Source organism: Cellvibrio sp. OA-2007 (assembly GCF_000953825.1).
Taxonomy (GTDB): domain Bacteria; phylum Pseudomonadota; class Gammaproteobacteria; order Pseudomonadales; family Cellvibrionaceae; genus Cellvibrio.
In genome coordinates this window covers 37011-63404 of record NZ_BBUL01000093.1, presented here as the reverse complement: position 1 = coordinate 63404, position 26394 = coordinate 37011, and the positions used below count along the sequence as shown (strand labels likewise).

At 49.3% G+C, this 26394-nt stretch carries 22 protein-coding genes; 11 read left to right on the top strand and 11 right to left on the bottom strand.

All coding sequences use genetic code 11. The features are described from left to right. Positions 1-105 precede the first annotated feature (105 nt). The 3 genes from AWU77_RS13950 to AWU77_RS13940 all read right to left on the bottom strand — a co-directional run bounded on the left by AWU77_RS13950 (position 106) and on the right by AWU77_RS13940 (position 5257). A complete protein-coding gene (locus AWU77_RS13950; RefSeq protein ID WP_062064525.1) occupies positions 106-369 on the bottom strand; it encodes a HigA family addiction module antitoxin in 264 nt (87 codons plus the stop codon). Positions 370-950: 581 nt separating this feature from the next. Then, on the bottom strand, positions 951-2189 hold the full coding sequence (locus tag AWU77_RS13945) for a dienelactone hydrolase family protein (protein WP_062064522.1): 1239 nt from the start codon (positions 2187-2189) through the stop codon (positions 951-953). A gap of 89 nt (positions 2190-2278) precedes the next feature. Next, positions 2279-5257, bottom strand: a complete 2979-nt coding sequence (locus AWU77_RS13940; RefSeq protein ID WP_062064806.1) for a TonB-dependent receptor — start codon at positions 5255-5257, stop codon at positions 2279-2281. Between the two features lie 353 nt (positions 5258-5610). Between AWU77_RS13940 and AWU77_RS13935 the strand changes: the two genes are divergently transcribed. Continuing rightward, the gene (locus tag AWU77_RS13935; protein ID WP_062064520.1) at positions 5611-6102 is read left to right on the top strand and encodes a DUF1456 family protein; all 492 of its coding nucleotides are present in this window, start codon (positions 5611-5613) and stop codon (positions 6100-6102) included. A 134-nt stretch (positions 6103-6236) separates the two neighbouring features. Beyond that, positions 6237-6653, top strand: a complete 417-nt coding sequence (locus tag AWU77_RS13930; RefSeq protein ID WP_062064518.1) for a PilZ domain-containing protein — start codon at positions 6237-6239, stop codon at positions 6651-6653. A gap of 102 nt (positions 6654-6755) precedes the next feature. Here the strand turns inward: AWU77_RS13930 and AWU77_RS13925 are convergent, their stop codons facing one another. The 3 genes from AWU77_RS13925 to AWU77_RS13915 form a co-directional block, all read right to left on the bottom strand. Next, entirely contained in the window at positions 6756-8324 is a 1569-nt protein-coding gene (locus tag AWU77_RS13925) for an MFS transporter (RefSeq protein WP_062064516.1), read from the bottom strand. 230 nt (positions 8325-8554) lie between these two features. Next, positions 8555-9085 carry an inorganic diphosphatase gene (ppa, locus tag AWU77_RS13920; RefSeq protein WP_062064514.1) on the bottom strand — a complete coding sequence of 177 codons (531 nt, stop codon included), beginning with the start codon at positions 9083-9085 and terminating at the stop codon, positions 8555-8557. Positions 9086-9188: 103 nt separating this feature from the next. After that, a complete protein-coding gene (locus AWU77_RS13915; protein ID WP_062064512.1) occupies positions 9189-10019 on the bottom strand; it encodes an FHA domain-containing protein in 831 nt (276 codons plus the stop codon). A 138-nt stretch (positions 10020-10157) separates the two neighbouring features. Here AWU77_RS13915 and AWU77_RS13910 point away from each other — a divergent pair, with 138 nt between their 5' ends. Together AWU77_RS13910 and AWU77_RS13905 are read left to right on the top strand one after the other, a co-directional pair. Next, on the top strand, positions 10158-10478 hold the full coding sequence (locus AWU77_RS13910) for a SelT/SelW/SelH family protein (protein ID WP_062064510.1): 321 nt from the start codon (positions 10158-10160) through the stop codon (positions 10476-10478). A gap of 172 nt (positions 10479-10650) precedes the next feature. Beyond that, entirely contained in the window at positions 10651-13236 is a 2586-nt protein-coding gene (locus AWU77_RS13905) for an RND family transporter (RefSeq protein ID WP_062064507.1), read from the top strand. A 79-nt stretch (positions 13237-13315) separates the two neighbouring features. Here AWU77_RS13905 and axe2C read toward each other — a convergent pair whose 3' ends face one another. The 5 genes from axe2C to leuS all read right to left on the bottom strand — a co-directional run bounded on the left by axe2C (position 13316) and on the right by leuS (position 19359). Then, complete coding sequence (axe2C, locus tag AWU77_RS13900) at positions 13316-14374, bottom strand: bifunctional acetylxylan esterase/glucomannan deacetylase AxeC2 (protein ID WP_062064505.1); 1059 nt, start codon at positions 14372-14374, stop codon at positions 13316-13318. Between the two features lie 12 nt (positions 14375-14386). Further along, complete coding sequence (locus tag AWU77_RS13895) at positions 14387-15133, bottom strand: GDSL-type esterase/lipase family protein (protein ID WP_238582446.1); 747 nt, start codon at positions 15131-15133, stop codon at positions 14387-14389. Between the two features lie 138 nt (positions 15134-15271). Continuing rightward, entirely contained in the window at positions 15272-16321 is a 1050-nt protein-coding gene (gene holA / locus AWU77_RS13890) for a DNA polymerase III subunit delta (protein WP_062064503.1), read from the bottom strand. A gap of 1 nt (position 16322) precedes the next feature. After that, on the bottom strand, positions 16323-16850 hold the full coding sequence (gene lptE / locus AWU77_RS13885) for an LPS assembly lipoprotein LptE (RefSeq protein WP_062064500.1): 528 nt from the start codon (positions 16848-16850) through the stop codon (positions 16323-16325). A 46-nt stretch (positions 16851-16896) separates the two neighbouring features. Then, positions 16897-19359 (bottom strand): leucine--tRNA ligase, encoded by a 2463-nt coding sequence (gene leuS, locus AWU77_RS13880; protein WP_062064498.1) that lies wholly within the window; start codon positions 19357-19359, stop codon positions 16897-16899. Between the two features lie 158 nt (positions 19360-19517). Here leuS and AWU77_RS13875 point away from each other — a divergent pair, with 158 nt between their 5' ends. The 7 genes from AWU77_RS13875 to proB all read left to right on the top strand — a co-directional run bounded on the left by AWU77_RS13875 (position 19518) and on the right by proB (position 26334). Beyond that, positions 19518-19883, top strand: a complete 366-nt coding sequence (locus tag AWU77_RS13875) for a hypothetical protein (RefSeq protein ID WP_062064496.1) — start codon at positions 19518-19520, stop codon at positions 19881-19883. A 79-nt stretch (positions 19884-19962) separates the two neighbouring features. Beyond that, positions 19963-20883, top strand: a complete 921-nt coding sequence (locus AWU77_RS13870) for an alpha/beta hydrolase (RefSeq protein ID WP_084618403.1) — start codon at positions 19963-19965, stop codon at positions 20881-20883. Between the two features lie 56 nt (positions 20884-20939). Next, positions 20940-22976, top strand: a complete 2037-nt coding sequence (locus tag AWU77_RS13865; protein WP_062064494.1) for a bifunctional diguanylate cyclase/phosphodiesterase — start codon at positions 20940-20942, stop codon at positions 22974-22976. Positions 22977-23120: 144 nt separating this feature from the next. Further along, positions 23121-23438 (top strand): 50S ribosomal protein L21, encoded by a 318-nt coding sequence (gene rplU, locus AWU77_RS13860; protein WP_062064492.1) that lies wholly within the window; start codon positions 23121-23123, stop codon positions 23436-23438. A gap of 16 nt (positions 23439-23454) precedes the next feature. Then, on the top strand, positions 23455-23715 hold the full coding sequence (rpmA, locus tag AWU77_RS13855) for a 50S ribosomal protein L27 (RefSeq protein WP_007640051.1): 261 nt from the start codon (positions 23455-23457) through the stop codon (positions 23713-23715). A 134-nt stretch (positions 23716-23849) separates the two neighbouring features. Further along, complete coding sequence (cgtA, locus tag AWU77_RS13850) at positions 23850-25052, top strand: Obg family GTPase CgtA (RefSeq protein ID WP_062064490.1); 1203 nt, start codon at positions 23850-23852, stop codon at positions 25050-25052. A gap of 157 nt (positions 25053-25209) precedes the next feature. Further along, entirely contained in the window at positions 25210-26334 is a 1125-nt protein-coding gene (proB, locus tag AWU77_RS13845) for a glutamate 5-kinase (protein ID WP_062064488.1), read from the top strand. The last annotated feature ends 60 nt before the right edge of the window (positions 26335-26394 follow it).

Sequence of the window (26394 nt, the reverse complement as noted above, 5' to 3'; positions counted from 1 at the left end):
TGAGCTATCGCCTCAGCCAGCTCGTCATCCGTCATATGTATTAAGGCATCACCAGCTGCCCTCGTTTTCGGCGACCTAGTACGTGCTAATAATTCTCCGAATTCGTCATTTTTTTTGCCCATTTGATTTCACCTTCCAATCGTTGAAATTTTTTTGCATTAAGAGCCAGCTCTCAGCACTGCGCCCAAGAATTTGAGAAAGTTTTTGCGCTATTGCTGGTGTCACGTCTATTTTCTCATTTATCAAACTATCTAGGTTGGCAGGTCTTATCTGAAGTTTTTCTGCGATGTCATCGGGTGCGAGATTTAGCGGTTGTAGGTATACCCGTTTAATAAATCCGCCAGGATGTGGTGAGTTATGTTGATGCATTTTTTTGAGCCTTCAGATTATTGGTATTTTTCGATACTGTGGCACTGCCACAGTATCTAAGGATGGCATTTCCTCATTTACCAATTTCTTTCCTCACAATCCTTTCCATTTGCGATAGGTTTTACGTGTCGAATGCAATTTTTCCTATAATCCTACCACTGTTTAAAGCATCTGCATGAATACAGGACACTAACCACTGGGCTCCCCAAAAACATTGCCGTGCTGAATATGGAAAATGGTGATTAACGTAGTAAATGGGGGAGTCCTCTTGAGGTTTTTCATTTTTTCCTGTTGCTTTATCTGCTGTCGAATGTATGCCTACATCTTGTCTACATAGTAGTGTTGAAATGTGGTTAATAGTGCTGTTTTCTTATCTCTAACATATTGAAAATAAAGAAAAAGTGCTTCAATGTGTGTTATTGTGTTACCTCGGGTAAGGATTGAAAATCCTCGTGTCCCTGGTTCGATTCCGGGTCTGGGCACCATATTAAAATCCAATGTAGTCTTAATTGGTCCAAAACCCCGCGTAATTGCGGGGTTTTTTGTTTGGGTGTTGGTAATCTGCGCCCGAAATTTATCCTTTATTTCGCTAATTCCAGTGTCAATTCCGTGGTAAATAATTGTGCCCTATCTCTATTGCTCGCCCATCGAAATAATATTTCTGCGTCTTGTGCTACGAGTCCGTTAAAAACAGGCTTGCCGTTCAAGGTAACGGCGACGGGTTGATTGAAGTCGATCATGTCGGGGTTGAGTAGTAGTGTGAAGCGCGAGACGTCCTGAGTTAATACCGTAAAGGCATTGCCATTTCTGCGCGCCGAAATCCACCCGGGGTTTATGCTGTTGCTGAGTTCATCTATTTTTAACCAATGAATGCGTGCGTAGCGGTCTACGCGATCAGTTATCCATCTGGCTTTTTCTGGTAGTGGGTCGCGCAGGTGCTGCTCTTTAAATACTGAAATGTTCGACTGCTCTGCATCGAACCATTTCATGTCGTGCTTGCCCTTTTTTATCAGCGTAAAGGTGTGATTTATTTTTGCTTTTTCCAGAATGTGTATGAAGGGGGCAACAGATTTGGCTGGGTATACGGGATCGTTTTCGCCGTTGACAATAAAGAGTGCGGAGTTAACTAAGTTTTCAATATCTATCCTGCCTGTCTGCTGCTCGCTTTTAAGTGTAAGCACTCCCATATGGCCGATATAGGGCAAAAATGCGGCCCATTCGGACGGTTGTTTAAACGCAAAAAAATAAGCGCCTGTGCCGCCGTCAGAAACGCCTGAGAGATAAACTCTGTTGTCATCGATGTTGTAGGTCGATTTTAGCCTGCGCAATATGCTGGAGAGATTATCGGCTTGTGCATCGCTCCACCAGACTGCATTGCGCCAGGCTGCGGGAAATACGGTTATTTGGTCGCGTTGCAAATAGGCTTCATATTTTTTCCCTTTGTTCCACCATTTGCCTCCGGCACCCCAGCGTGGCCGATTAACGGCGCCGTGCAACATAAACTCTACGGCAATAGGTCGCTGCGCGTTATAAGTTTCCGGTACTACAACTATGTAAGGAAACCGAGCTCCGTCGTCTGCGATGCGCTGCTGCTCAAGAATGCCACGTGGGGCATCTGTGCGATAACCTGGTCCTCGTTTAAGCCATTGATAGAGTTTAAGTACATCACCGCCGGCGGCACTTATCAGTTGGTTCTTCGTTTGTGTGTAGGTTGAATCATCGCTTTCCCAATAAGCGGAAACCAATGCTTCGCTCGCGCTAGTGGCCAAACTATTACAGGCGATACAGCACAATATCCAGACGGCGATTGCTTTTGGCATAGCTCACTCCACGAGCCAATTAACAATAAAAAAGCCGGGAATAAATTCCCGGCTTTTCGATGGTATTGCTATTAAGTTCTCGTAATGAATTAGAACTTATAGCTTGCACCAAGGGTGATGCGGCGGTCGGTAAGACCTTGATAGCACAGCAATGCGCCATCGTTAACACAGTATTGACGAGTATCTTCGCGCAACAAGTTGATCGCTTCGATACCAATGTTCAACTGTTCAGTCACATCATAATTTACGCTGGCGTTGAGCTGGCCTCTGGCTTCTTGAACTGCGTAGAAGCCCCATGGGTCGCCACCACTACCGTAATTATTGGTGCTGAACGCATCGCGCCAGGTGTAGCGCACACGGGCAGATACATCGTATTTTTCATAGTAAGCCGTGATGTTGTACGCGTTCTCTGACAGGTTGAGCAATGCAGCGCGAATGCTAACATCCGGGTGACCCAATGAAGTAAACACTTGGTCTGCACGGCTAACGGGTTCTTTGAATGTGTCGCCACCCTCGTATTGTTGGTAGGTGTAGTTAGTCACGAAACCAAAACCAGATGCCCAGCCGAGAGTGTCTTCAAATTCGGTCAGGTCATATTGAAATGCGAGTTCAATACCTTTTTGGGTGGTTTCACCTGAGCCATTAACTTTGGCGGTAGTGTCTACACAAAGACCTTGAATATTTTGCTCTGAATCTGGTCTTAATCTGTTGCGCACAGCAATCGGGTTCCACAGGCCGCCACCTTTACATGCTGGATCAATTTCACGGTATCCATTTGCATCAATCGCAGCACTGTAAGTTTGGTCTACGTGTAAACCGGTGCGCACTTTGTGGAATATGCCTGCGCTCAATACGCTTGAGGGGGCAAAATACCACTCAGTAGACAGGTCAAATGAAGTTACTTCTTCAGGTGCTAAATTTGGATTGCCGATAGCAACTGCAGAGTTCTCTGTGGTTTGAAACGCATAGGAGGTTGAAAGGTCGTCAAAGTCTGGGCGACGAATATCTTTGCCCCAGCCAGCGCGCAGAACTAAATCTTCTCTCAAATCTGCTACCAGATTAAGACGCGGTAACAAGAAGTCATAGCTACCTGTCTTCACGCTAGGGGTGGCTACATTGTTTACTACGCTAAAGCCCAGTGAATCAACTTTAGTTTCCAAATAGCGCAAACCTGCATTGCCGCGGAAAATGCCGTACTCAAAATTTGCTTGTGCATAAAGTGAGTTGGTTTCTTCCGAAATATCAAAATACGAAGCGGCTGTTGATGTTGGGTTCGCAATGGTAGGAGTGTTGCGATTATTTGCAGCGTTATCAGCAATAATTGCTGCGTTCAACACATCTCTGACATGTTGTGGATTGGCGAAGGATATTGCCGGATCTACCAATAGGAAGTCTTTGATGTACAGTTTTCTGCCATCGGCATCGTTAAAGTTGCTTGCGCCCGGAGAAAGAATCTCTGCAAAGAGGTTACCGCTCGGAGAGAAATAGCGCTGATCTTTAGCTGGGTCACTGTTAGGCTTATTAACATATGAGAATGTATTATTTTGGCCTTGAACATCTTTAATACTAGAGCTTTCATTGAAACGATAGCCCACGTCGATTGACGTGATCCCTGCCATATCCAAGGCATAATTGAAGTCAACACGGAAAGCGTCTTCTTGGTTCTCGGTGGAGTTATTGCTTTGGTTAACAGACGCTAGTTTATAGTTCGCAGGATCAAGCAGTTGCTCTTTGGTTGGGGTTGTTGCTAAACCTTGCGCTATACCAAAAGACAGTGAGCCACCGGTCAGGTCAAATTCAAACGGTACGCCGTTATCTATGCTGGTTGCGGTTTTAAAAGAGTTTGGGTTGAGAAAGTTCAGTGTAGTACTGAAGTTGGGCGTATTGCTCTCTGATGTTGAGGTGGACGCTTCTACGCGCACTAATAGTTTGTCGCCACTCCATTCGCCGCCCAAGCGGAAAATATTGCTGTCGGTGACGCGTGCGTTGGTATCTGTTGAGTTGCGCAGGTTTGGATCCAGTGAGCCATTTTGCATTGGCAAAAGAACGCCTTTGGTCACGGCGGCAATGCTGCCAATTTCTTGTTTGCCTATCGCGCTATCGACAGTACCAAAATCAATCATTTCATAGTCAGTTACCAGCGCTTTGTCTTTAACGGCATTTGCGCTGACCCCTGAAGCCTGCAAACGGTAGCTCTCTTGGTGGCGCTCCTGATCATTCATTACCGCATCAAAAAAGAGTTTGGTATCGTCATTGGGTGCCCACTCAAATGAAGCAGAAACGTTTTTGGTTTCGTATTCATAGTTGTCATAGTCTTGCTGCAAAAATTGGATAGGCAAGTGTGCTTGTGGCAGTGAAGGGTTCACGCCTGCTGCAACCAAATTGTCGCGATCGACGCGAGGACGGAAGTCAGTAACGTCCATCTCGGCGTAGCTTGCGCTGACTACTACGCCGAACTCACCAGCGCCGGTAGACCAGTTGTCGCCATAGGTGCCTGATAACCTTGGAGTCAAGCCGCCATCAGCGGAAAGGTCGCTTTGCTCGCCTTGCACGCGTACCGAGCCTAAGGTTTCTTTTAACTCAAGTGGGCGAATAGTGCGCAGGTTGATGGTGCCACCTACGGAGCCTTCAATTGTTTTTGCTTCAGGCGCTTTGGTTACTTCAACTGCTGCAATCATGGCTGCAGATACATCGTCAAAGCTGATACCGGTACGACCAGAGCCAGAGCCTACAGTTGATACGCCATTGATTTCTGTACGGTTAGCATCTGTACCGCGAATTTGAACGCCTACACCTACACCACCCTCGCGGGTGATCTGCACGCCGGTAATGTTTTCCAGTACTTCTGCCAGATTTTGGTCAGGTAACTTACCAATATCTTCTGATTGAATTACTTCAATCAGGTTGCTGGCAGCTCGCTTTTCTTCAATCGCACTTTGCAAGGAGGCACGGATACCGGTAACCATCACCTCTTCTACCGCACTTGCTGGCTCTTGTGCATATGCCATAGATGACACTGCGGAAATTGCAAGTGACAAACTGCAAACCTTTGTACGTAATTTCGTCATGATTTCATCCCCAGGAACTTTTATAGTTAAGTTTTTGACCGCATAAACAACATAGCACATGAACGTACTTTACCAAGTATTCTATCCAAAATTATTATTGGTAATACCAAAAGTGTGTATATAGGTAATATTGACATCCAAAAAAGTAACAGGTTGGGTATTATGTTTTTGTCTGAACAATTGTTGATGATTTATATGACACGATGATCGGGTTGTGTTGGATGCTTTGCTAACTTATTGATATATAAGAGAAAGTGCAGTAAGGTGCCGCGTTGCGGTAAAAATAGGTGCGGGTGTGCGCTTTGGACACCTGTTTTGCTTCCCGGTGAACTTTAACTTCTGGATTTATTCCCATGACCAATAACGACATTCTCCGCCGGGTGCGCTTTATTTTTGATTTTGGCGATGCGCAAATGATGGCACTGTTTGCGTCGGGTGGTTTTAATGCATCGCGCGAGCAGGTGAGCGATTGGTTAAAGTCGGATGATAAGCCCGAGTTCAAAGAGTTGCGCGATGTGCAACTGGCGATATTTTTGAATGGTTTAATCAATAAAAAACGCGGCAAGCGCGAAGGCGAACAGCCTGAGCCGGAAAAAAAACTCAACAACAATATTATTTTGCGCAAATTAAAAATTGCGCTGGATTTTAAAGATGAGCAAATCCTGGAGATGATGGAATTGGCCGGGTTTCCGTTAAGCAAGCACGAATTGAGCGCATTTTTCCGCAAGCCGGGTCACAACAATTATCGCGAGTGCCAATCGCAAGTGTTACGCAATTTTCTCAAGGGTCTGCAAGTTAAAATGCGTGGCAATCTCACCGATGCAACAGAGACTGCTGAGCAATAGTCTTAACTATTGATTCTGTTAAGCTCTTTTTAGGTCTAAACAAACAGCTTCTTCATAACAATTGCTTCCGTGCTTGATGAGATTGCTGGATTACACTTTGAATGTGATCCAGCAACTGCGGAGAGTTATTGGCTATGCGCACTTATATTCGTCACCCCACATCTATTCCCATTCAAGTCTGCGCCGGTGGCGATGAAGATTCGCGTGTACGGGTGCGCAATTTAAGCGCAGGCGGGCTGTGTTTTATCACTGATAGACCGGTAAAGGTGGGCACCTTGGTGGAGTTTGATATTCCTGTCATCAATCCTGATTATCACGGGCGTGGGGTGATAGTGTGGCGCCGCGAGCAGTCGTCCAAATCCTATGAGGTGGGTGTACGCTTTACCAGTGATGATGAATTTTTTCGCACGCGCATGGTGGAGCAGGTCTGCCAAATTGAGGATTATCGCCAGCGATTGGCACTAAAGGGGCGACAGTTGAGCAGTGAAGAGGCGGCGCTGGAGTGGATTGAACGCTATTCGGCAAGCTTTGATGGCACGGCGCAGCACTAGCAGTTATTGCATGAAGAAATGCAGATAAAAAAATCTCCGCCTAGTGAGCTGCACCTTACTCAGTTGGGCGGAGTGTCCAACTTTTGGGGTGCAGTTCAGAGCTTACTGCGGATTTTGCAAGCGACGATTAATGAGATCGCTTTCAATATTTTTCATGGTTTTATCGTTGAGTGGATACCAGAGCACAAACAGTGTTCCGAGCACGCCAATCAGCGCTGGAATACCACTCATTAACAGTACCATGCCGTCAAGGGAGCCGGTAATCGCCTCTTGAACGCCCGCTTGGTAGCCATAGAGCGTCAATACAATTAATACCATCGCACCCGCAAAGCCGTGGCCGGTTTTGTTGATGAAGGTTCCTGCTGAGTAAATCAAACCGGTAGCGCGACGGCCATTTTTCCACTCGGAATAATCTACGGTATCGCCCAGCATGCTGAAGAAAAGTACCGGCATCATGCCTGCGAAAAACTCACCGATAGTTGCTAGTACCATCATCGCGGTGACATCTTGCGGGCTCACAAAATAAATCGCGCCGTTAAAAATGGCGCCGAGCGAAAAGGCGGCAATCATCAGTGTGCGTTTATTGAAGCGGCTCGATAACCAGCCGGTGGCAACAGCGGCGGCAAGTGAGGCAATCAAGGTGATGGCAAAGTAGTAGCCGATTAGGTCCGGGCGATTCAGGTAGTATTTGAAATAGTAACTAGCGGCACTCGGGCGAACTACCGTAAACAAACCAAACATAATGCCAACGGCAAGTAAAATGAGCCACGGCTTATTGGTTAGCAGGTCTGCTAAATCTTTTTGCGCGTTGGTAAGTGTTTCAATCGGACGATTAATTAATCGGTTGCGCAGGAAAACCGTAAAGGCAAAGCAGCCCAGCATAAACATTGCGGCGGCGATTTTAACCGTCGCACTCCAGCCTTCCATTGCGAGGCTGATAATAAAAATACTTATCCCAAAAACCGGAATCAAAATAACCGGCAGATTGCAGAACAGATCTTTCATTTCCTCGCCGAAACTTTTATTTACTTGGACTGGCGGGGTGATGCGCTCTTTGGTGGTTTTGTAGGTGATTAGCAGGAAAATCACCAGCAAGACAGCAAAAATCCACATGGTGCGTTGGTAGCCTACCGCTTCGCTGCCATTACCCAGCTTGTCTACCAAAAAGGGCAGGGTGCTCATCACCAACAATCCACCGGAAAATGCGCCGATAAAACGGAAGCTGGATAAACTTGCGCGCTCTTTTACGCTGTCAGTCATCACGCCCATGAGTGCACCGTAGGGCACATTGTTGGCGGTGTAAGCGAGGGTTAAGCAGAAATAAATGACAAAGGCGTAAATAAGTTTGCCGGTGTAACTGAAATCGGGCGTGGTAAAAATGAGCGCGAGAAATACCGCGAGAACGGGTGTAGACCATAAAATCCAGGGGCGAAATTTACCCTGTTTGGTATTGGTGCGGTCGGCGATGGAGCCCATCATGATATCGGTAATGCCATCTGACAAGCGCACCAGCAAAATCAAAATAGTGGCATGGGCGGCGGCCAAGCCGAAAGTGTCGGTGTAAAACACCGGGATAAAAAATCCGCTGCGCCAGACAAAGTTGGCAGCGGCATCACCCATTGAATAACCAATTTTCTCTCGTAGCGAGAGTTTGTGAGTGGATTCCTGCATGGTCTTAAAACCTCGTGTTGTTGTTCTGCTCAGAATGGTTTTTATGATGGATAACTGGTTGTATTCTGATGCACTTCCCTGCGATGACGTAAGTCAATCTGGTTTTTTAACTGCTTTTGGAACAGGGGCTAGTGTTGAGCTAGCCCCTGTGATCTCTCTCACCTGATCAAGCGGTTGATACTGCTTTTTCGGTATTGTTATTGTCTGCCGTCTATGCGGCTTTTTTACAATTATTTGCCGGCGTTATAGGTTTCAGCGGCTTTCACAATTTCTGCGCGCGCTTCTTCCAGATCACCCCAACCAGCTACTTTTACCCACTTGCCTTTTTCCAGATCTTTGTAGTGCTCAAAGAAATGTTCAATTTGCTTGAGGGTAATTTCCGGCAAGTCTTGCAGGCTTTTTACATTGCTGTAAAGCGTAGTCAGTTTGTCGTGTGGAACTGCAACAATTTTTGTATCTTCACCGGCTTCATCGGTCATCTTCAGTACACCCAGTGGGCGACAGCGAATCACGGAGCCCGCTTGCACTGGTTGCGGGAACACTACCAATACGTCAGCGGCATCGCCATCACCGCACAGGGTGTTGGGAATGTAACCATAGTTGCAGGGGTAGTACATGGCCGTGCTTACCAAACGGTCAACAAATAGCGCATTGCTGTCTTTGTCGATCTCGTACTTGATACCGGAATTCATGGGGATTTCGATAACCACGTTAAAGTCATCGGGCAGGCTTTTGCCCGCAGGGACAAGTTCAAAACTCATGGTGTGTTCCTGACGTCTATGGATTAAAAATTAAAGGGTAGTTGCAGCTAATGGTTTCAAAGTGGGTGAAGCACGCATTCTTTGAGCTAATAGGCGGCGGATTCTACCACAACAAAAAGGCGGCGATAGCAGTGGCCAGTAAGGCGGCGGCGATCAGCGCCAGCCATGCGTTGCGGCGACCGCTGTTTAAATTGGGTTCAATACGATTGCCAGGTGAGGTGGGGCGAGTTTTCCAGCGTTTGGGCTCGCTGCTGGGCAGTTTGCGCTCAACCGGCTTGCTGAGCTCATCGATGGGTTTGCGAATGCGGGTCTTATTTTCTTCCAGGTCCGGTGCCACTATGCGAAAGGTGTACACGTCCAGGCGCAAACGGTCACCGTTATTAGCGGTGGCATTATCAATGCGCAGCTCGTTGAGGAAAGTGCCGTTGGCCGAGCCAAGGTCTTTGATACGCAGATGATTGCCTTCGACGCTAATCTCGGTGTGGCGGCGCGACAAATGGGTGCCCGGGATAACTATGTCGCACTGGTTGCCGCGCCCAATCACGGTGCCGCGCTCGGGCAGCAGAATAAAATGTTTACCCGCCAGCCAGCTGCTGTCGGAAACCAAGCGCCAGGGCGCAGTGTAGGTATCTTTGGTTTTATCGGGCAAACTGCGTGGATCAAGTACGATAATTTCACAGCTGCCAATTTTGATAATATCGCCGGGGAAAATTTCTTTTTGGGTGATGCGCTGGCCGTTGATAAAACAGCCGCTGGTGCTGTTGTTGTCTTTGAGAAAATATTTGGTGCCTTCTTGAACGACTTTGGCGTGTGCCGGATCTACGCCTGCTTCATCGATCACTAGATGATTGTCTGCCGATCTGCCAATTGAGAACAGTTTTTCAACAACCCACAGGGGTGGGCGTCGGTTGTCCTTAAAGTGAAGTTTGAGCATGGCAGATTCCATTTTTGTCGTATAAATAATCTTTTTTTGCCGTTATCTACCCTGAAATTGCCTATTTTGGCGCCGATCCTGTGATCTGAATGACCTTATCATCGAATTCTATTAACTCATACCCCAAAGGGCAATCAAATGACTGATATTACTGAGTATTCGCTTCCACAAGCAAAAAATAAAGTAGTTATTCATTACTGCAATATGTGCCGTTGGATGTTGCGCTCGGCTTGGTTGGCGCAGGAGCTGCTCAGCACCTTCGATGGCGAGTTGGATGAGGTGGCGCTGCACCCGGGTACAGGTGGCGTTTTTCACGTCTGGCTCAATAACGAATTGATTTGGGATAGGGTTAGCGATGGCGGCTTTCCCGAGGCCAAAGAACTAAAACAGCGGGTACGCGATCTCCTTTGCCCGGAGCGTTCGCTTGGCCATAGCGATGGGCACAGCAAGAAAGGCTGACTTTTGTAACAAATCGTTTCTGCCGCCCTGAGTTGATGGGCTTTTTACTGTTTTACCCAAGGGTGGCTGGCATAATGGCTGCCCTCTGGCCGATGCACTACTGGCGGATCCCGAGTGCGGCTTTGTCACCCAGTCTTTTTTGTTCAGGGAAATTCACCAACCGGATTTTTTCATGCAGCTATTTTTACGTTTTTATTCGTCGCTTAATCGTCTTTATCGCGCGCTTATTATTCGTCGTCCCTATCATGTGCTGACAGCATTGGCACTGCTCACTTTGCTGGCTGTAGCGGGAATGACCAACTTCAAGTTGGATGCCTCGGCCGATTCCCTCACGCTGGAGCACGATACCTCGATCGACTATCTACGTGAAATTTCCAAGCGTTACCAAAGTGGCGATTTTTTGGTGCTTACCTACGCGCCGAAAGCGGAGATGTTTTCCGATGAATCGATCAATACCCTTAAACAGCTGCGCGATGAGTTAGCGAGTGTTGATGGTGTGGCGAGTGTCTACTCCATGATTGATGTACCGCTGCTCTATAGCCCCATGCGCCCACTCGCGGAGCAAAAAGAATCGACACGCACACTGCTCACGCCCGGAGTAGATCGCGCAATGGTCAAACAGGAATTTTTAACTAGCCCGATTTATCGCGATATGTTGTTGAGCCCCGATGGAACTACCTCGGCAATCCTGCTCAATTTAAAAGTAAATAATCACTATATCCAATTGGCGCGTCAGCGCGATGCACTGCGGATGAAGCGCGACAAAGAAGGCCTGACGGAAAGCGAGCAGCAAGAGTTGCTGCAAGTGTCCGCCGAGTTTTTGGATTACCGTACTAAAACCGCAGCGCAGGATGCCGCGCGTGTAGAAATTGTGCGCGAAATAGCGGCCAAGTACCGCGATCGCGCGCAAATTTTTCTCGGCGGCGTGAGCATGATCACCACCGACATGATCGCCTATATCAAAAGTGATCTAGTGGTATTTGGCAGTGCACTGCTGGCGTTTATTGTATTTATGTTGGCATTTTTATTTCGGCAGTGGCGCTTTGTGGTATTGCCGCTCGCGGTGTGTTTGATGTCGGTCACTTTAATGCTCGGCTGGTTGAGTTGGATTGATTGGCGGCTTACGGTTATCTCCTCTAATTTTGTTGCGCTGTTATTAATTATGGTATTTGCATTCACCATTTATGTGGTGGTGCGCTATCGCGAAATTCATGCCCTCAATCCCGCCATGGAGCAGGCCGACATAGTGTTGCAAACAGTGCGCGATATGGCAGTGCCCTGTTTGTATTCTGCATTGACCACCATAGTGGCGTTTATGTCGCTGGTGATGAGTGGTATACGCCCGGTGATTGATTTCGGTTGGATGATGACGATTGGTTTGATGGTCGGTTTTGTACTGGTGTTTATAGTGCTGCCCGCAGGTTTGATGATTCTGCCTAAGGGTGAAGCAAAAGATCGCGGCGATAATTCTGCCGCACTCACCGTGCGTTTTTCCAAGTTAGCTGAGCTTCATGGCAGCAAGATTTTATTGTTCGCGTTATTCATTACTGCTATCAGTGTGTGGGGGATTAGTCGGCTGGAAGTGGAGAATCGTTTTGTCGATTATTTTAAAAGCGACAGCGAAATCCATCAGGGTCTGAGTGTGATCGATCGCCAGCTTGGCGGTACAGTAACGCTCGATATAATTCTGGATGCTGATAAAAATACCATCGATATTGTTGATGCAGAAGCGAGCGATGAAGAAGATCCCTTCGCGGAAGATGAAGATCCGTCTGCAGAAGATGCGTTTGTAGCCGACGACGAAGATCCCTTTGCGGAAGCTGGTGACGAAGACCCATTTGCTGATAATTCTAGTGCCGCCAAAAACGCACCTAGCTATTGGTTTAGTGTGGCGGGTCTGGATCAAATCAAACAACTGCACAACTATTTGGAATCCTTGCCGGAAGTGGGCAAGGTGCAATCGCTCGCCACTGTGTATCAATTGGCGCACGATATCAACAAAGGCAAGTTGAATGATTTTGAGTTGAATGTGCTGCGCAATATGCTGTCCGATGACATCAAAAACTTTTTGATCACACCTTATTTGGTAGATGAGGCACAGCAAACTCGTATCACCTTGCGTGTAATTGAAACTACGCCCAATTTAAAACGCGCAGAGCTGGTGGAAAAAATTCGTCACTACGCGCTTGCCGATGTCGGATTTAAGCCAGAGCAGGTTAATTTCACCGGCATGTTGGTGCTCTATAACAATATGTTGCAGAGTTTATTTGCCTCGCAAATCTCAACAATTGGTGTGGTGTTTATCTCCATTATGCTGATGATGATGATTTTGTTCCGCTCAGTAAAAATTGCGCTGATTGCCATTTTGCCGAATATTCTGGCGGCCGGTACGGTGCTTGGTGCTATGGGCTTGGTAGGGATTCCGCTCGATATGATGACCACTACCATCGCTGCAATTGTGGTGGGCGTAGGTGTGGATCAGGCGATTCAATATTTTTATCGCTTCCGTATTGAGTTTGCTCAAGATCAGAATTACGTTGCAGCAATGCACCGCTCTCATGCATCCATCGGGCGCGCCATGTATTACACCTCAGTCACTATTATTGTGGGCTTCTCAATTTTGATGCTGTCACAATTTATCCCATCAATTTATTTTGGCGCACTCACTGCATTTGCGATGCTGATGGCGGTAATGGGCTCATTAACTCTTTTGCCAAAATTGATTTTAATGTTGAAGCCATTTGGCGAAGGAAAGTAATTCTTTGCTGAGCCGTTGTCGGTGACAGAAAAACAAAAGGGCGCATTTTTTGCGCCCTTTTGTTTTTTCGGTAATGGCCTTACCAATCCATCAATGCTTTTAATTGCGGTGTTAAATCCTCTGCCATAGCAGCATGTTGCGCTTTGGTTGGATGAGCGTCCTGCGCATCCCCAGGATAATGTGGCGAGGTTACTTGATGCACTCGAGTGCCGTTGACGCGCGAAATGGTTTCGCGAATGTAGTCAATGAGTGCCGCCTTTTTGTCGCCATTTAAAATGGCACCCTCGGTGAGTGCGATATGCGCTTGCGGGTAATCTGTTAATAATTTATTCACTAACCTAACGTAAGTGCTGACATAGTGTTCGCGTGCGGGAATTCCCTGGCTGAAATCATTCGTGCCTATGGCGCTGATAATTAAATCAGGTTGGTAGGCCGATTTGTCCCAACTAACTGGCGCCGCTTGATCGGCAATGGTTAACGGATAAAAATCCGGCAGATTTAATTCGTCGGTTTTACCGTTCCAGCTGCGCACCAAACCCCGGCCACCGTAACAGACTAGCTGAACTTGTGCATTGAGTGCGGCGGCGGTCAGCATGCCGTATGACTCGCGCGCATTAGACCAACTGGGATTGGCTTTTTCGCCTGGGATGCGATCAATCATTTCAGCACAGGTTACCGAATCGCCCAAAAATAATAATTTTCGTTTGGGTAAGGGCGATGCGCCAAGCAGTTGGCCTTTATCGGCAATAAACCCGCTGATAGTGTTTATACCCTGCCAGGTTTCAGTGCGGTTGGTGATGCGCACTTTGTGTTTTCCCGCTTCAGAAAAACGAAATAATTCATAGGTTTGGGGTGCCGATGTTAATTGAATCCGCTTGGGTGCTGCGTCATCCACAATGACATCAATCCAGCCGTTGCCGGAATTGCTGTGCCCGGACATTTGCAAGCTTGCGCCTTCCACATTTAAAAACAGGCTGACACCTGGGTAGGCAAAACGCAGGCTGCCATCGCCCTGTTGTTGCGCGCGCCCCATCAGGCTAATGCGTGAATCATTGGCGGTTACCGATTCCGCGCACAGGCTATTGCTCATTAATATGGCTGCGATCAATACACTGAGTGAAACAAATATCTTATTCATGGTTTCACCTGTTTATTTCAATAATTGTTGAATGTCGGGCAGCATGGCATCGGCCCAAATTTGATAGCCCTTGGATGTGGGGTGTAAAAAGTCTTTCATGATTGCGGGCGAAATATTGCCGTTTTTTTGCAGCAGTAAGGGGCCGTAATCTTTATAAAAAATGGTTTTGCGGTTATCGAGCTGCGCGATAATTTGATTTACTTTTTTCACCTGCTGGCGACTTACTGATGTCGCTTGTTCATCAAAGGGAAATACGCCATTAAGCAATATTTTGCTGCTTGGCCAGGCCAGTTGTAGCTGCGCAACTACGTTGGTAACGCCGGCGGCGACTTGCTCGGGCGTTTCGTGAAGGTGACCAAAATTATTTACGCCGATCAGCAGCACAATCACTTTGGGTTGCATATTGCCGATGGCGCCGTGTTGTAAACGCCAGAGTACATTGGCGGTGTGGTCGCCACCGATGCCGAAATTGGCAGCCTTCAAGGGTTTGAAGTTTTTCTCCCAGATTTGCCAATCCCAACCTGCCGTAATCGAATCGCCGAGAAATAATACGTTGACGTCTTCATACTCGGCGATGACCTTATCTTCTGCGTGCATTTTGTCCCAAGCGGCAACAGGCATCCAATCGTATTCGATAGTGCGTTTGCTGGGGCTGGTGCCGGAGGGAGGCGTTGGGGATAGGGCGCTAGCAAATTGACAGAGCGCAGTAAGAGTGAGTGCTGCACAGGATTGGATAAGTATTTTTTTAGCCTGAATCATAGAGGGTATTCCTGCTCAATAGCGGTTGAAAAATATCTGCCATGGCTACTCATTGCAAAAAATGATTATTGGCAGAACTGTATTGCAGGCTGTGTGTTTTTTCGTTTACTTAGGTTGCGCACATTGGTGCGCTTATTATTAGTTTTTCAAGCTTAGTCGCTCATTGTGCAGATTCAAACTTTGCACTCCGGCGATATTTAAAATCAAATCTAGCAACTCATCCCAGGGTTCGGCATTGCGCATGCCTTTTACTGCTTTATCTATGCCGTTAGCTTTGCGCAGCAATTGCTGCAGTTGTGCGGGTTTTAAGCGGCGCAGTGCGGTTTGCATGAGCGGTTGACGTTTGTCCCACACACCGGCTTGTTTTGCGGCCCATTCAAAATGTTTGCCCTGCGCCACGGCTTGGGAGATTTGCACCAGCGCGCGAATTTCGCGGGTCACCGCCCAGAGGATGTTAATCGGTTCGGTGCCTTCGGTTTTTAAACCTTGCAGTGTGCGCACAGCGGCGCGGGCGTCGCCGTGCAGGGCTTTATCGGTGAGGCCAAATACATCGTAGCGGGCGCTGTCGGCAACCACCGACGCCATCAACTCATAGCTGATGCGGTTGTCAGTGGCGAGCAATTTTAATTTTTCGATTTCCTGGGCGGCGGCGAGCAAATTGCCTTCGATGCGTGAGGCGAGTAAATCGATGGCATCACTATCGGCGTGTAAACCGGATTGTTGCAAGCGCACGCCAATCCAGCGCGGCAATTGCGCGGGGGCAATCGGCCAGATTTGGATATGTTGGCCGGCATCTTCAATGGCTTTAAACCATTTGCTTTTTTGTGTGGCGCCGTCGAGTTTTTCGGTGACGATTAACAGCAAATTATCGGGGGCGGGTGACTGCGCATATTCCTGTAAAGCTTTGCCGCCTTTATCGCCGGGTTTGCCGCTGGGCATGCGCACTTCAATAATTTTTTTCTCGGCAAACAGCGAGAGACTGTTGGCGGAGGCGAGCAGTTGGTTCCAATCAAAACTTGTATCTATGTGGTACAGCTCGCGCTCGCTAAAACCATTTTTGCGCGCGGCGGCGCGAATCTGGTCGCAGCACTCTTGAATCAGCAGTGGCTCATCGCCTGAGACTAAATAAATAGGTGCCAGTTGCTTGTTGAGTGCGGCACTGAGTTGCTCGGCGCGTAGCTTGGGCATCTTATGGTGCCGCTGAGGTTGCTGGGGCTTTTACGCTGAGGTTTTTAACTCGGCGCAAAATGCTGTTGGCCAGTTCGCGGCGCATTTCGCGCAGCACTAATTCTTCTTCTTGCGCGGCACCGTTGGCATTGTTGACGTTGTAATTGTAGGTGCGCGAGATGCGTGCATTGGTGTCGCGCGGGGTGATGACGCCCTGTGCATTGCTGACGCTGTAATCCACGCGCAGGATAATTTCATAGGCGCTGGTGAGTGCGTCGCTGCCGACACCGGCGGTGCGTTTATCCAACACTTCGCGGCTTAAGTTCAGCGTAAGTGTATTGGCTGTTGCGCTGGTTAATTCATTGATTTTATAGCCGGGCAGGGATTGGCGCAGCGCATTGATCAGTGGGCTGTGATCGTCTTTGGTGGCGATCACTAAGTCTAGCGGGCTAGTCATCGCCAGTTTATCTTCGCCGGTTGCGGAGCCGCGCAAATGCCAGCCGCAGGCGGAGAGGCTAAGCACTAATAAACTGACGATAATTTTTTTCATAACTAAATCCGTAGGGCGGGTTCGCCTAGCAACCCGCCATTGATGATCAATTGGCAACAATGTTCACAAGCTTGTTGGGCACCACAATCACTTTGCGCACGGTGACACCTTCAAGGAAACGCTGCACATTTTCCTGCGCGAGCGCATCGGCTTCGAGCTGCTCTTTGGGTGCATCAACTGCCGCATCCAACTTGCCGCGCAATTTGCCGTTTACCTGAATCACTACCTCAATGGTCGAGCGCACCAGCGCACTTTCGTCAAGGGTTGGCCATTTTTCATTGAGCGGAATGCTCTGGTGGCCAAGTGCTTGCCAGAGTGAATGGCTGATGTGCGGCACGATAGGCGCAAGCAACAAAATTGCCGCTTCCAGCGCTTCGCGTTCAACGGCTAAACCCAGTGGATTAGCGCGGTCGGCGAGTTTGCTGGTTTCGTTCAGTAATTCCATGGTTGCGGCAATCGCGGTGTTAAAGGTTTGGCGACGGCCATAGTCATCGCTGACTTTTTGAATGGTTTCGTGAGTTTTGCGGCGCAGGTCTTTCTGTGCTTGCGGCAGAGCGTCTACATCCAGCTTGCCCGGTGTACCGGCATTGATGTGGCCTTCAACGGCTTTCCACAAACGGCGCAGGAAGCGGTTGGCGCCTTCAACACCCGAATCGCTCCACTCCATGCTCTGCTCTGGCGGAGCGGCAAACATAGAGAAGAGGCGTACGGTATCGGCGCCGTATTGATTGATCAGCTCTTCCGGGTCAACCGTGTTGCCCTTGGATTTACTCATCTTGGTGCCGTCTTTTAATACCATGCCCTGGCAGAGCAAACGGTCGAAGGGCTCATCGCAGCTGACCAAACCTTCATCGCGCATCAACTTGTGGAAGAAGCGCGAATAGAGCAGGTGGAGGATGGCGTGTTCGATACCGCCTACATACTGGTCAACGGGCAGCCAGTAATCGGCCGCGGCTTTGTCGAGCATGCCACCTTCAAAATTCGGGCAGGTGTAACGTGCGTAGTACCAGCTGGATTCCATAAAGGTATCGAAGGTATCGGTTTCGCGTTCCACTGCTTGGCCATCCAGCTCGGCTTTGCGCCATTCGGGATCGGCTTTAATCGGTGAGTGAACACCGTTCATTACCACATCTTCCGGCAGCAATACGGGCAGTTTGTGCGCAGGAACGGGAATTTCGCCGCCGTTGGGCAGGTTGAACATTGGGATAGGTGCGCCCCAGTAGCGCTGGCGCGATACACCCCAGTCGCGCAGGCGGTAATTCACTTTTACCTGACCCTTGTGCGCCATTTCCAAGGTGCTGGCGATAGCATCGAAGGCGGCATTAAAGTCCAGCCCGTCGTATTCACCGGAGTTCACCAGCACACCTTTTTCGGTGAATGCGGCTTTGCTCAGGTCGATAGCTTCACCATTCTGCGGCGCAATCACTTGCGAAATCGGCAGATCATATTTCTTGGCAAATTCATAATCGCGCTGGTCATGCGCCGGCACTGCCATCACCGCGCCTGAGCCGTAATCCATCAATACATAGTTGGCGATCCATACCGATACTGGCTCACCAGTGATCGGGTGCAGGGCTTTGATACCAGTATCGATACCGCGTTTTTCCATGGTCGCCATATCAGCTTCGGCAACTGATTGCACTTTGCATTCGGCGATAAATTGCGCCAGTTCAGGATTTGTCTCTGCGAGCAATTTGGCAATCGGATGCTCAGCGGCGAGGCTGACGTAAGTCACGCCCATGATGGTATCGGGGCGGGTGGTATAGATGTCGAAGCCGGTAAATTCGCCTACGGGTGCGGCTAGGCTAAAGTGCATTTCCAAGCCGCGGCTCTTGCCAATCCAGTTGCGTTGCATGGTTTTGACCTGCTCTGGCCAGTTGGGCAGCTTGTCCAGGTCATTGAGCAATTCGTCGGCATAGTCGGTGATTTTGATAAACCACTGCGGGATCTCTTTGCGCTCAACCAAAGCGCCTGAACGCCAGCCGCGGCCGTCGATCACCTGCTCGTTGGCCAGTACAGTGTGGTCAACCGGGTCCCAGTTCACGGTCGCCATACGCTTGTACACCAAACCTTTTTCGTACAGGCGGGTAAAGAACCACTGTTCCCATTTGTAGTATTCCGGCTTGCAGGTGGTCAGTTCACGCGACCAGTCAAAACCAAAGCCGAGTTGTTTCAGTTGCCCGCGCATATGGTCGGTGTTGGAGTAGGTCCAAGCGGCGGGCGCGGTCTGGTGTTTGAGTGCGGCGTTCTCCGCTGGTAGACCAAACGCGTCCCAACCCATTGGGTGCAATACATTTTTGCCCTGCATGCGCTGATAGCGGGCGATCACATCGGTGAGGGTGTAGTTGCGCACGTGCCCCATGTGTAGCTTGCCGCTTGGGTAGGGGAACATCGCTAGACAATAGAACTTTTCTTTGCTGCGATCTTCAATAACCTTGAAGCTTTGGTGTTCTTCCCAGTACTGCTGGGCTTGGGCTTCAACTTCTGCGGGAGTGTATTGTTCTTGCATGGGGCGCTCTTGCATTGGAATCTAAGGCCTATACTAAAGGTGGAGTTTTTACTGGGCGTAAAGGTTACCAAGTAAAAAGTTGCGAAAGGCGGTGATTATAGAGGCTGTACTGCCTGTGTGGGTATAAATATCTAAAACACGAGCTGGAGCTAAATTCTATGAAGCTATCTGACGATTCAGGCAGCCAGTCTGCTGCTAACCCTTTTCACACATCCAAGGCTACCTCCTCTTTGGTAGGTGATAGCCCAAGTGCATTTGGCACCCTCAAGGAGGGGCTTGAGCACGAGGTGGATGACCTGGTCAAACTTGAACTTACCGCCGAGCAAATGCTGGGTGAGGAAGTTGATCTGGCTAAGGCCTATATAAATGACGATATCCACGGTGTTTGGGCGGAGATAAGTGGTGGGCTTTCCCAGTGGGAGCTGATTACAGGCAAGTGGTTATTAAGTGCCGCAGACCCCACCCGCGTCGATTGGCAGTTGCATCACTGGTGGGGCGATGAGGAGTCGCAGTTTCGTCACTGATGCTTGGCGTGTTTATTTATATTACTAACATGCTAGACTCGTGCGCGTTTTATAACTAGCGAGAGCGAGTGACATTGCCATGTATTTATCTCCGGGTCGCACTTTGGGTGTGCTTGCTCTGTTCTTTTGCTTGCCGATTGTTGGAGTTGCCCAGCCTGTGAGTGAATTACCTATCGATCCTATCTATTTGTGGGATGAAAAGCCTTTGGTCAGCCCTGACCGCGAACATATAAAAGATCAGCGTGTTTACGCGGTGGATAATCCCGCCATGATTCCCTATTGGCCTGAGGCCGATAAGGCCAATGGCACTGCAGTGGTGATTTTCCCCGGCGGCGGTTATGTGCGTTTGGCGATTAATCACGAGGGGCACGATATCGCCAAGTGGTTCGCCGCGCGCGGCGTAGCGGCCTTTGTGGTCAAGTATCGGATGCAAGAGTACGGCTTTCCCGCGCCATTGCTAGACGGTCTGCGTGCGGTGCGTCAGGTGCGCAAACATGCAGATGAATGGGGAATTGATCCTGCCAAAGTGGGGGTGATTGGGTTTTCGGCGGGCGGGCATTTGGCGGCGAGTGTTGCAACCCGCTCCGATTTTACGTTTGCATTGGACGATCCGCTTGGCGACATCAGTGCGCATCCTGATTTTGCGATTTTGGGTTATCCGGTCATCGCACTTTATGGGCCTGATGCTCATGCTGGGTCGCGCAAAGCGCTCTTTGGTGAGCATCCCGAACCTAACAAGCTGCATGAAAACTCGCTGCAATATCAGGTGAAGGCGAACATCCCGCCGGTATTTATGCTGCATGGTATTGGCGACCAGTCGGTGCCGGTCGGCAACAGCCTCGCGTTTTTTGCCGAGGTGCAAAAGCATAATAAGCAGTCTGAGCTACATATTTACCAAACTGGAATTCACGGCGTGGGCATGATTCAGGGGCAGGGCAGTGTATCGGAATGGCCAGGTGCTCTTGAGTGGTGGCTAAAGCAAAACAACTGGATTCAGTGACTAAATGATGATTAGCGGAAGGAATATACGCGAGATCCGTTTGGAGGCTTTCGATAATGACACGTGATAGCTTTTTGGCTCACCAGCATTCGGTTGAGGTTGCGCAGCATTTAATCTGCGAAAAAGCCTCGGCAATGTATCGCCAGCTTCCCAACGTATTAATTTTTACTTTTGTCGCCGCCTCTGCTTTAGCGCTCTATTTTCAAGGTGCTGCGAGTCAGTTGTCGCTATTTCTTTGGTGGGGTGGGATGCAGCTAGTGAATGTATTGCGCCTTGGCAGTTTATGGTGGTGGCATCGAACATCGCGTCAGCAGCGTCAAAATCCTGCGCAGATGGTCCGGCTATTTATGATTGGATCGCTCGTGTCCGGTGTGGGGTGGGCAGCCTTTTCGATCGCCTATTTTCACGATGCAACAACCCCCCAGCGATTGGTGATTGCATTGGTGATGGCAACTATCGCTGCGGGCAGTATAAATGTTTTAGCGCTGGTTCCTTGGGTGAGCCGCCTCTTCATGATCATGCTTATCGGACCCTTGGTAATACTGTTTGCCACCACTGGAGCGATGAGTGATTTGGTCGTGGCTGGTTTAGGTCTTGCACTGTTCATTGGTCTTAGTGGTTTCGCCCGCGTGTCGCGCGATACTGCTTTTCATCTATTTGTTGCTGCGCGTGATAAAGATCGCATAACGGCCGACGCTGCTGGTAATTATGAAGAGCTGGCGCGCGCCAAAGATAATCTGGAGTTGCGTCTTGCGGAGCAAATAGAAACGCTGGAATTTGAAATCGCTCTCAAGGAGCGCTATGCGCAGGAGCTGGCGAGGGTGGCATCGTCCGATCCACTGACTGGATTGCTGAATCGCAGCTCCTTTGAGCGGGAGTTGTGCCAGCAGATTGAGGTGGCTCGCACCAACCGTGGATGCGTGGGGGTGTTTGCGATCGAGGTGCTGCGCTTTGATGTTATTGAGCTTCAGGGGGCTGTCGTTAGCGAGCAGATTTTGTTGGTGTTGGCAGAGCGGCTGAAAAGCGTCATGCCTCCCGGTAGTCTAATTGCCCGCTGGGGTGGTTCCGAGTTCGCTGTCACCATGACCAGCCAAGGTCGCAAATGGGCGCAGGAGGCGGCGCTCTTGCGCGGGGTGTTTCAGCAGCCGATTGAAACTGGTGCGGGTGTTATGCGCATTGATGTCATGATTGGGGTCTCCGTGTTTCCCGGTGAGGCACGCGATGCTGAACAGCTGCTTTATCAGACCTCCATTGCTCGCCACAGTTTACGTCAGCAGGGTACAGGAGGCGTTAAGCTTTTCGATTTGGCATTGGATGTAGGTATTCAGCAGCGCCAGCGTTTGCGTCGCTCTTTGCACTCAGCGTTAGAGGCTGACGAGTTATCCTTGGTGTTTCAGCCTATTGAACCATGTGGTTACTCAGTAGCGCGAAAGATGGAGGCACTGTTGCGCTGGGATGAGCCCGAGCTGGGAACCATCTCGCCTCTTCTATTTATCCCGGTGGCAGAAGAGAGTGGCTTGATTGTGCCGCTTGGGCGCTGGGTTCTTGTGTCTGCTTGCAAAGCGGCGGCGCACTGGCCTGGCGGGACAGTAGTGAGCGTCAATGTCTCAATTCACCAGATCCTGGGAGGTGATTTGTTGGCTGATGTCAAAGCTGCATTGGCGATATCTGGGTTGGCGCCCGAACGGCTGGAGATCGAAATTACGGAGAGCGTTTTCTCTCATGATATTGGTCTGGTGTGCTCGGTGCTCGAGCGAATCCGCACACTTGGCGTCAGTTTGGCTATCGATGATTTTGGTACGGGATATTCATCGCTGGCGTATTTGCGAAAGCTGCCGGTCAATATCATCAAAGTTGACCGCAGTTTTATTGCCGATCTCGATCATGATGCGCGCAAGTTGTTGTTGGCGATTGTCGGTATGGCGCGCGGACTGGGGTTTCGTATTGTGGTTGAAGGGGTCGAAACCGAGCAGCAGCGAAATCTGCTGGTAGCCATGGGGGGGGATTATTTACAGGGCTACCTTATATCCCGTCCTATTGCAGCTGGTAGCGTTGCAGATTGGTTGTCTGCACCTAATTTACTATCGAGGTGAGTGTCGCTTTTGCTTGCGATCCATTGGCCATTTGGCATACAATCGCCGCCCCTGAAAACCGGTATACGACGCTAGTCCCAAACGCCCAGGCATGTCGCCAAGCTACTTCGTGTCGTCCATGTGTTTATTGGAGCAAGGTAAAAAATGAGTGCATACGCAATTTTTGAAAGCGGTGGCAAGCAACATCGCGTAGTTGTGGGTGAAACCCTCAAACTCGAAAAAATCGATTTCACCACTGGTGGCGTTGTTGAATTCAACAAAGTGTATCTGGTTGCCAACGGCGCAGACGTCAAGATTGGCGCTCCTGTTGTTGAAGGTGCAACTGTTACTGCTGAAGTGGTTGCTCATGGCCGTGCCGACAAAGTGAAGATCATCAAATTCCGTCGTCGTAAGCACCACATGAAGCGTCAAGGTCATCGTCAGTGGTTCACCGAAGTGAAAATCACTGCTATCAAAGGTTAATTGAGGAGGCTAGAAAATGGCTCACAAGAAAGGGGTTGGTAGTTCTCGTAACGGTCGCGATTCAGAAGCGAAACGCCTTGGTGTTAAAGCCTACGGCGGCGAGTTGATTTCTGGCGGCAGCATTATTGTTCGTCAACGCGGCACCAAGTTCCACGCTGGCGTAAACGTAGGTCTGGGTAAAGACCATACTTTGTTTGCGAAAGTAGACGGTACCGTTAAGTTCGAAATTAAAGGCGCTTTTGGCCGTCAATACGTAAGCATCATTCCTGCTGCTTAATATTGCGCTAAAGTAATAGCCAAGCTTACTGCTTGCAGTGGGCAAATGAAGAACAATAAAAAAGCCCTGCCGATATCCGTCAGGGCTTTTTTATATGCAGATTAAATTTTTGTTTTTTTCCTCTGGAGTTAGCTGTGAAATTTGTTGATGAAGCACCCATTCATGTCGAGGCCGGTAATGGCGGCAACGGCTTCATGAGCTTCCGGAGGGAAAAGTTTATTTCCAAAGGCGGCCCCGACGGCGGCGATGGCGGCGATGGCGGCAGTGTGTTTTTGGTTGCCGATGAAAACCTCAATACGCTGATCGATTATCGTTTTGTGCCCAAGTATCGCGCTGAGAATGGCCAAAAGGGTGGCAGTAAAGATTGCACCGGCGCTAAGGGTGCCGATCTGTTTTTGCCCGTGCCGGTAGGTACTACCGTCATTGATACCGATACCGAAGAAGTATTTGGCGATTTAACCGAACACGGCCAAAAATTAAAAGTCGCGCAGGGCGGTTTCCACGGTTTGGGTAATACCCGCTTTAAAACCAGTACCAACCGCACGCCGCGCAAAACATCGCCCGGAACTGAAGGCGAAATGCGCAACCTGAAACTCGAACTTAAAGTGCTTGCCGATGTGGGCATGCTCGGTTTGCCCAATGCCGGTAAATCCAGTTTTATCCGCGCGGTCAGTTCCGCCAAACCCAAAGTGGCGGATTATCCATTTACAACGCTGGTACCTAATCTCGGTGTAGTAAAAGTGCAGCAGCACCGCAGTTTTGTAATCGCCGATATTCCCGGTGTAATCGAAGGTGCTGCAGAAGGTGCTGGTCTTGGTGTGCGTTTCCTCAAGCATTTGACCCGCTGCCGTGTACTCATGCACATGGTTGATATGGCGCCGGTAGATGACACTAATCCCGCCGATAATGTGCGCATCATCGCCAATGAGTTGGAAAAATTTAGCCCGACACTCGCCACGCGCGATCGCTGGTTGCTGCTCAATAAAATTGACTTGCTGCCGCCAGATGAGGTGGAAGCGCGTTGTCAGGCGGTGATTGATGATTTGGGTTGGACTGGTCCAGTATTCCGCATTTCGGCGTTGAATCGCGAAGGCACTATGCCGCTTGCAGGCAAGGCGATGGAATTGTTGGAAGCGATTTGGGAAGAAGAAAAAACCAATCCGGAAGCGCGTGAACGCGAGACCGAATTGCAAAATCAAATGGCACAGGAAGCGCGCGATCGCATTGAAGAATTGCGTTTGGCGCAGCGTGAGGCGCGTCGTGCACGCGGTGAAGATGACGATGATAATTTCAACGAAGATGATTACGACGTTGAAGTTATTTACGTTAATCACTAATACAAGTCGATTAGCGTCAAGCGCAAAATAGTGTAACCTCACGCCCGGCCCATGCTCCGGGCGTGTTGCATTAAGAGCCAAGAGTTTTGCAAAAAATCGCGAATTATCGAGCAGCAACTTCTCGCAAGAAAAAGAAAAGAGACGTGAGTAACGAGACATGAATAAAAGAGACATTATTCCCCAAGCAAAACGCTGGGTGGTAAAAATCGGCAGCGCACTGTTGACCAATGATGGCAAAGGGCTGGATGCAGAAGCTATTGCCGGTTGGGTCAAACAAATGGCCGAGTTGCGTCTGCGCGGTATTGAATTGGTATTGGTCTCGTCCGGTGCGGTTGCCGCAGGTATGCGCCGTTTAGGTTGGGCTGCGCGCCCAACGGAAATTCATCAACTGCAAGCTGCTGCTGCAGTGGGGCAGATGAGTTTGATTCAAAATTATGAAGTTGAATTCCAGCGCTACGGATTGCTCACTGCGCAAGTGCTGCTGGATCACGACGACCTTTCATCGCGCCAGCGCTATTTAAATGCGCGCTCTACTTTGAAAACCTTGATTGGTTTTAATGTGATTCCTGTCATTAACGAAAACGATACGGTTACTACCGAAGAAATCCGTTTTGGCGATAACGATACGCTCGGTGCACTGGTTGCGAATTTATTAGAGGCCGATTTGTTGGTGATTCTCACCGATCAAAAAGGCATGTACGACAGCGACCCGCGCAACAACCCCAACGCACAATTGCTCAGCGAAATTGCTGCCGGTGATTCGCGCCTCGAACAAATGGCGGGTGGCACTGGCGGTGCATTGGGTCGTGGCGGCATGATTACCAAAGTGCGCGCTGCGCGAGTTGCTGCGCGTTCCGGTGCCGATACGGTGATTGTTGGCGGTCGCATTGAAAATGCCTTGCTGCGAATTGCCGCAGGCGAAAACCTCGGTACTTTTTTGTGGGCTGAACAGCAGCCACAAGCGGCACGCAAACGCTGGATCTCCGGTCAATTGCAAACCCGCGGCACCATAGTGTTGGACGACGGCGCAGTGCGCGTAGTGCGCGAGCAGGGCAAAAGTATTTTGCCAGTCGGTGTTAAAGCCGTTCGCGGTGATTTTACTCGCGGCGATATGGTGATCTGTGAAGATTTAACCGGCAAAGAAATCGCGCGCGGATTAATTAATTATCACGCCGATGAGGCACGCAAAATTATCGGCAAACCCAGTAGTCAAATTTTCGAAATTTTGGGTTATGAAGACGATAACGAATTAATTCATCGCGATAATTTGGTATTGAGTTAAGTTATTTTTTGCTACAAAAAGCCCGGCGACCGCTAAGTCGCCGGGCTTTTTTATTCTTGT

Bases quoted from the DNA above. Each gene is read 5' to 3' on its own strand.
- AWU77_RS13950 (WP_062064525.1), bottom strand. From the start codon at position 369: ATGCATCAACATAACTCACCACATCCTGGCGGATTTATTAAACGGGTA.
- AWU77_RS13945 (WP_062064522.1), bottom strand. From the start codon at position 2,189: ATGCCAAAAGCAATCGCCGTCTGGATATTGTGCTGTATCGCCTGTAAT.
- AWU77_RS13940 (WP_062064806.1), bottom strand. From the start codon at position 5,257: ATGACGAAATTACGTACAAAGGTTTGCAGTTTGTCACTTGCAATTTCC.
- AWU77_RS13935 (WP_062064520.1), top strand. From the start codon at position 5,611: ATGACCAATAACGACATTCTCCGCCGGGTGCGCTTTATTTTTGATTTT.
- AWU77_RS13930 (WP_062064518.1), top strand. From the start codon at position 6,237: ATGCGCACTTATATTCGTCACCCCACATCTATTCCCATTCAAGTCTGC.
- AWU77_RS13925 (WP_062064516.1), bottom strand. From the start codon at position 8,324: ATGCAGGAATCCACTCACAAACTCTCGCTACGAGAGAAAATTGGTTAT.
- ppa (WP_062064514.1), bottom strand. From the start codon at position 9,085: ATGAGTTTTGAACTTGTCCCTGCGGGCAAAAGCCTGCCCGATGACTTT.
- AWU77_RS13915 (WP_062064512.1), bottom strand. From the start codon at position 10,019: ATGCTCAAACTTCACTTTAAGGACAACCGACGCCCACCCCTGTGGGTT.
- AWU77_RS13910 (WP_062064510.1), top strand. From the start codon at position 10,158: ATGACTGATATTACTGAGTATTCGCTTCCACAAGCAAAAAATAAAGTA.
- AWU77_RS13905 (WP_062064507.1), top strand. From the start codon at position 10,651: ATGCAGCTATTTTTACGTTTTTATTCGTCGCTTAATCGTCTTTATCGC.
- axe2C (WP_062064505.1), bottom strand. From the start codon at position 14,374: ATGAATAAGATATTTGTTTCACTCAGTGTATTGATCGCAGCCATATTA.
- AWU77_RS13895 (WP_238582446.1), bottom strand. From the start codon at position 15,133: ATGATTCAGGCTAAAAAAATACTTATCCAATCCTGTGCAGCACTCACT.
- holA (WP_062064503.1), bottom strand. From the start codon at position 16,321: ATGCCCAAGCTACGCGCCGAGCAACTCAGTGCCGCACTCAACAAGCAA.
- lptE (WP_062064500.1), bottom strand. From the start codon at position 16,850: ATGAAAAAAATTATCGTCAGTTTATTAGTGCTTAGCCTCTCCGCCTGC.
- leuS (WP_062064498.1), bottom strand. From the start codon at position 19,359: ATGCAAGAACAATACACTCCCGCAGAAGTTGAAGCCCAAGCCCAGCAG.
- AWU77_RS13875 (WP_062064496.1), top strand. From the start codon at position 19,518: ATGAAGCTATCTGACGATTCAGGCAGCCAGTCTGCTGCTAACCCTTTT.
- AWU77_RS13870 (WP_084618403.1), top strand. From the start codon at position 19,963: ATGTATTTATCTCCGGGTCGCACTTTGGGTGTGCTTGCTCTGTTCTTT.
- AWU77_RS13865 (WP_062064494.1), top strand. From the start codon at position 20,940: ATGACACGTGATAGCTTTTTGGCTCACCAGCATTCGGTTGAGGTTGCG.
- rplU (WP_062064492.1), top strand. From the start codon at position 23,121: ATGAGTGCATACGCAATTTTTGAAAGCGGTGGCAAGCAACATCGCGTA.
- rpmA (WP_007640051.1), top strand. From the start codon at position 23,455: ATGGCTCACAAGAAAGGGGTTGGTAGTTCTCGTAACGGTCGCGATTCA.
- proB (WP_062064488.1), top strand. From the start codon at position 25,210: ATGAATAAAAGAGACATTATTCCCCAAGCAAAACGCTGGGTGGTAAAA.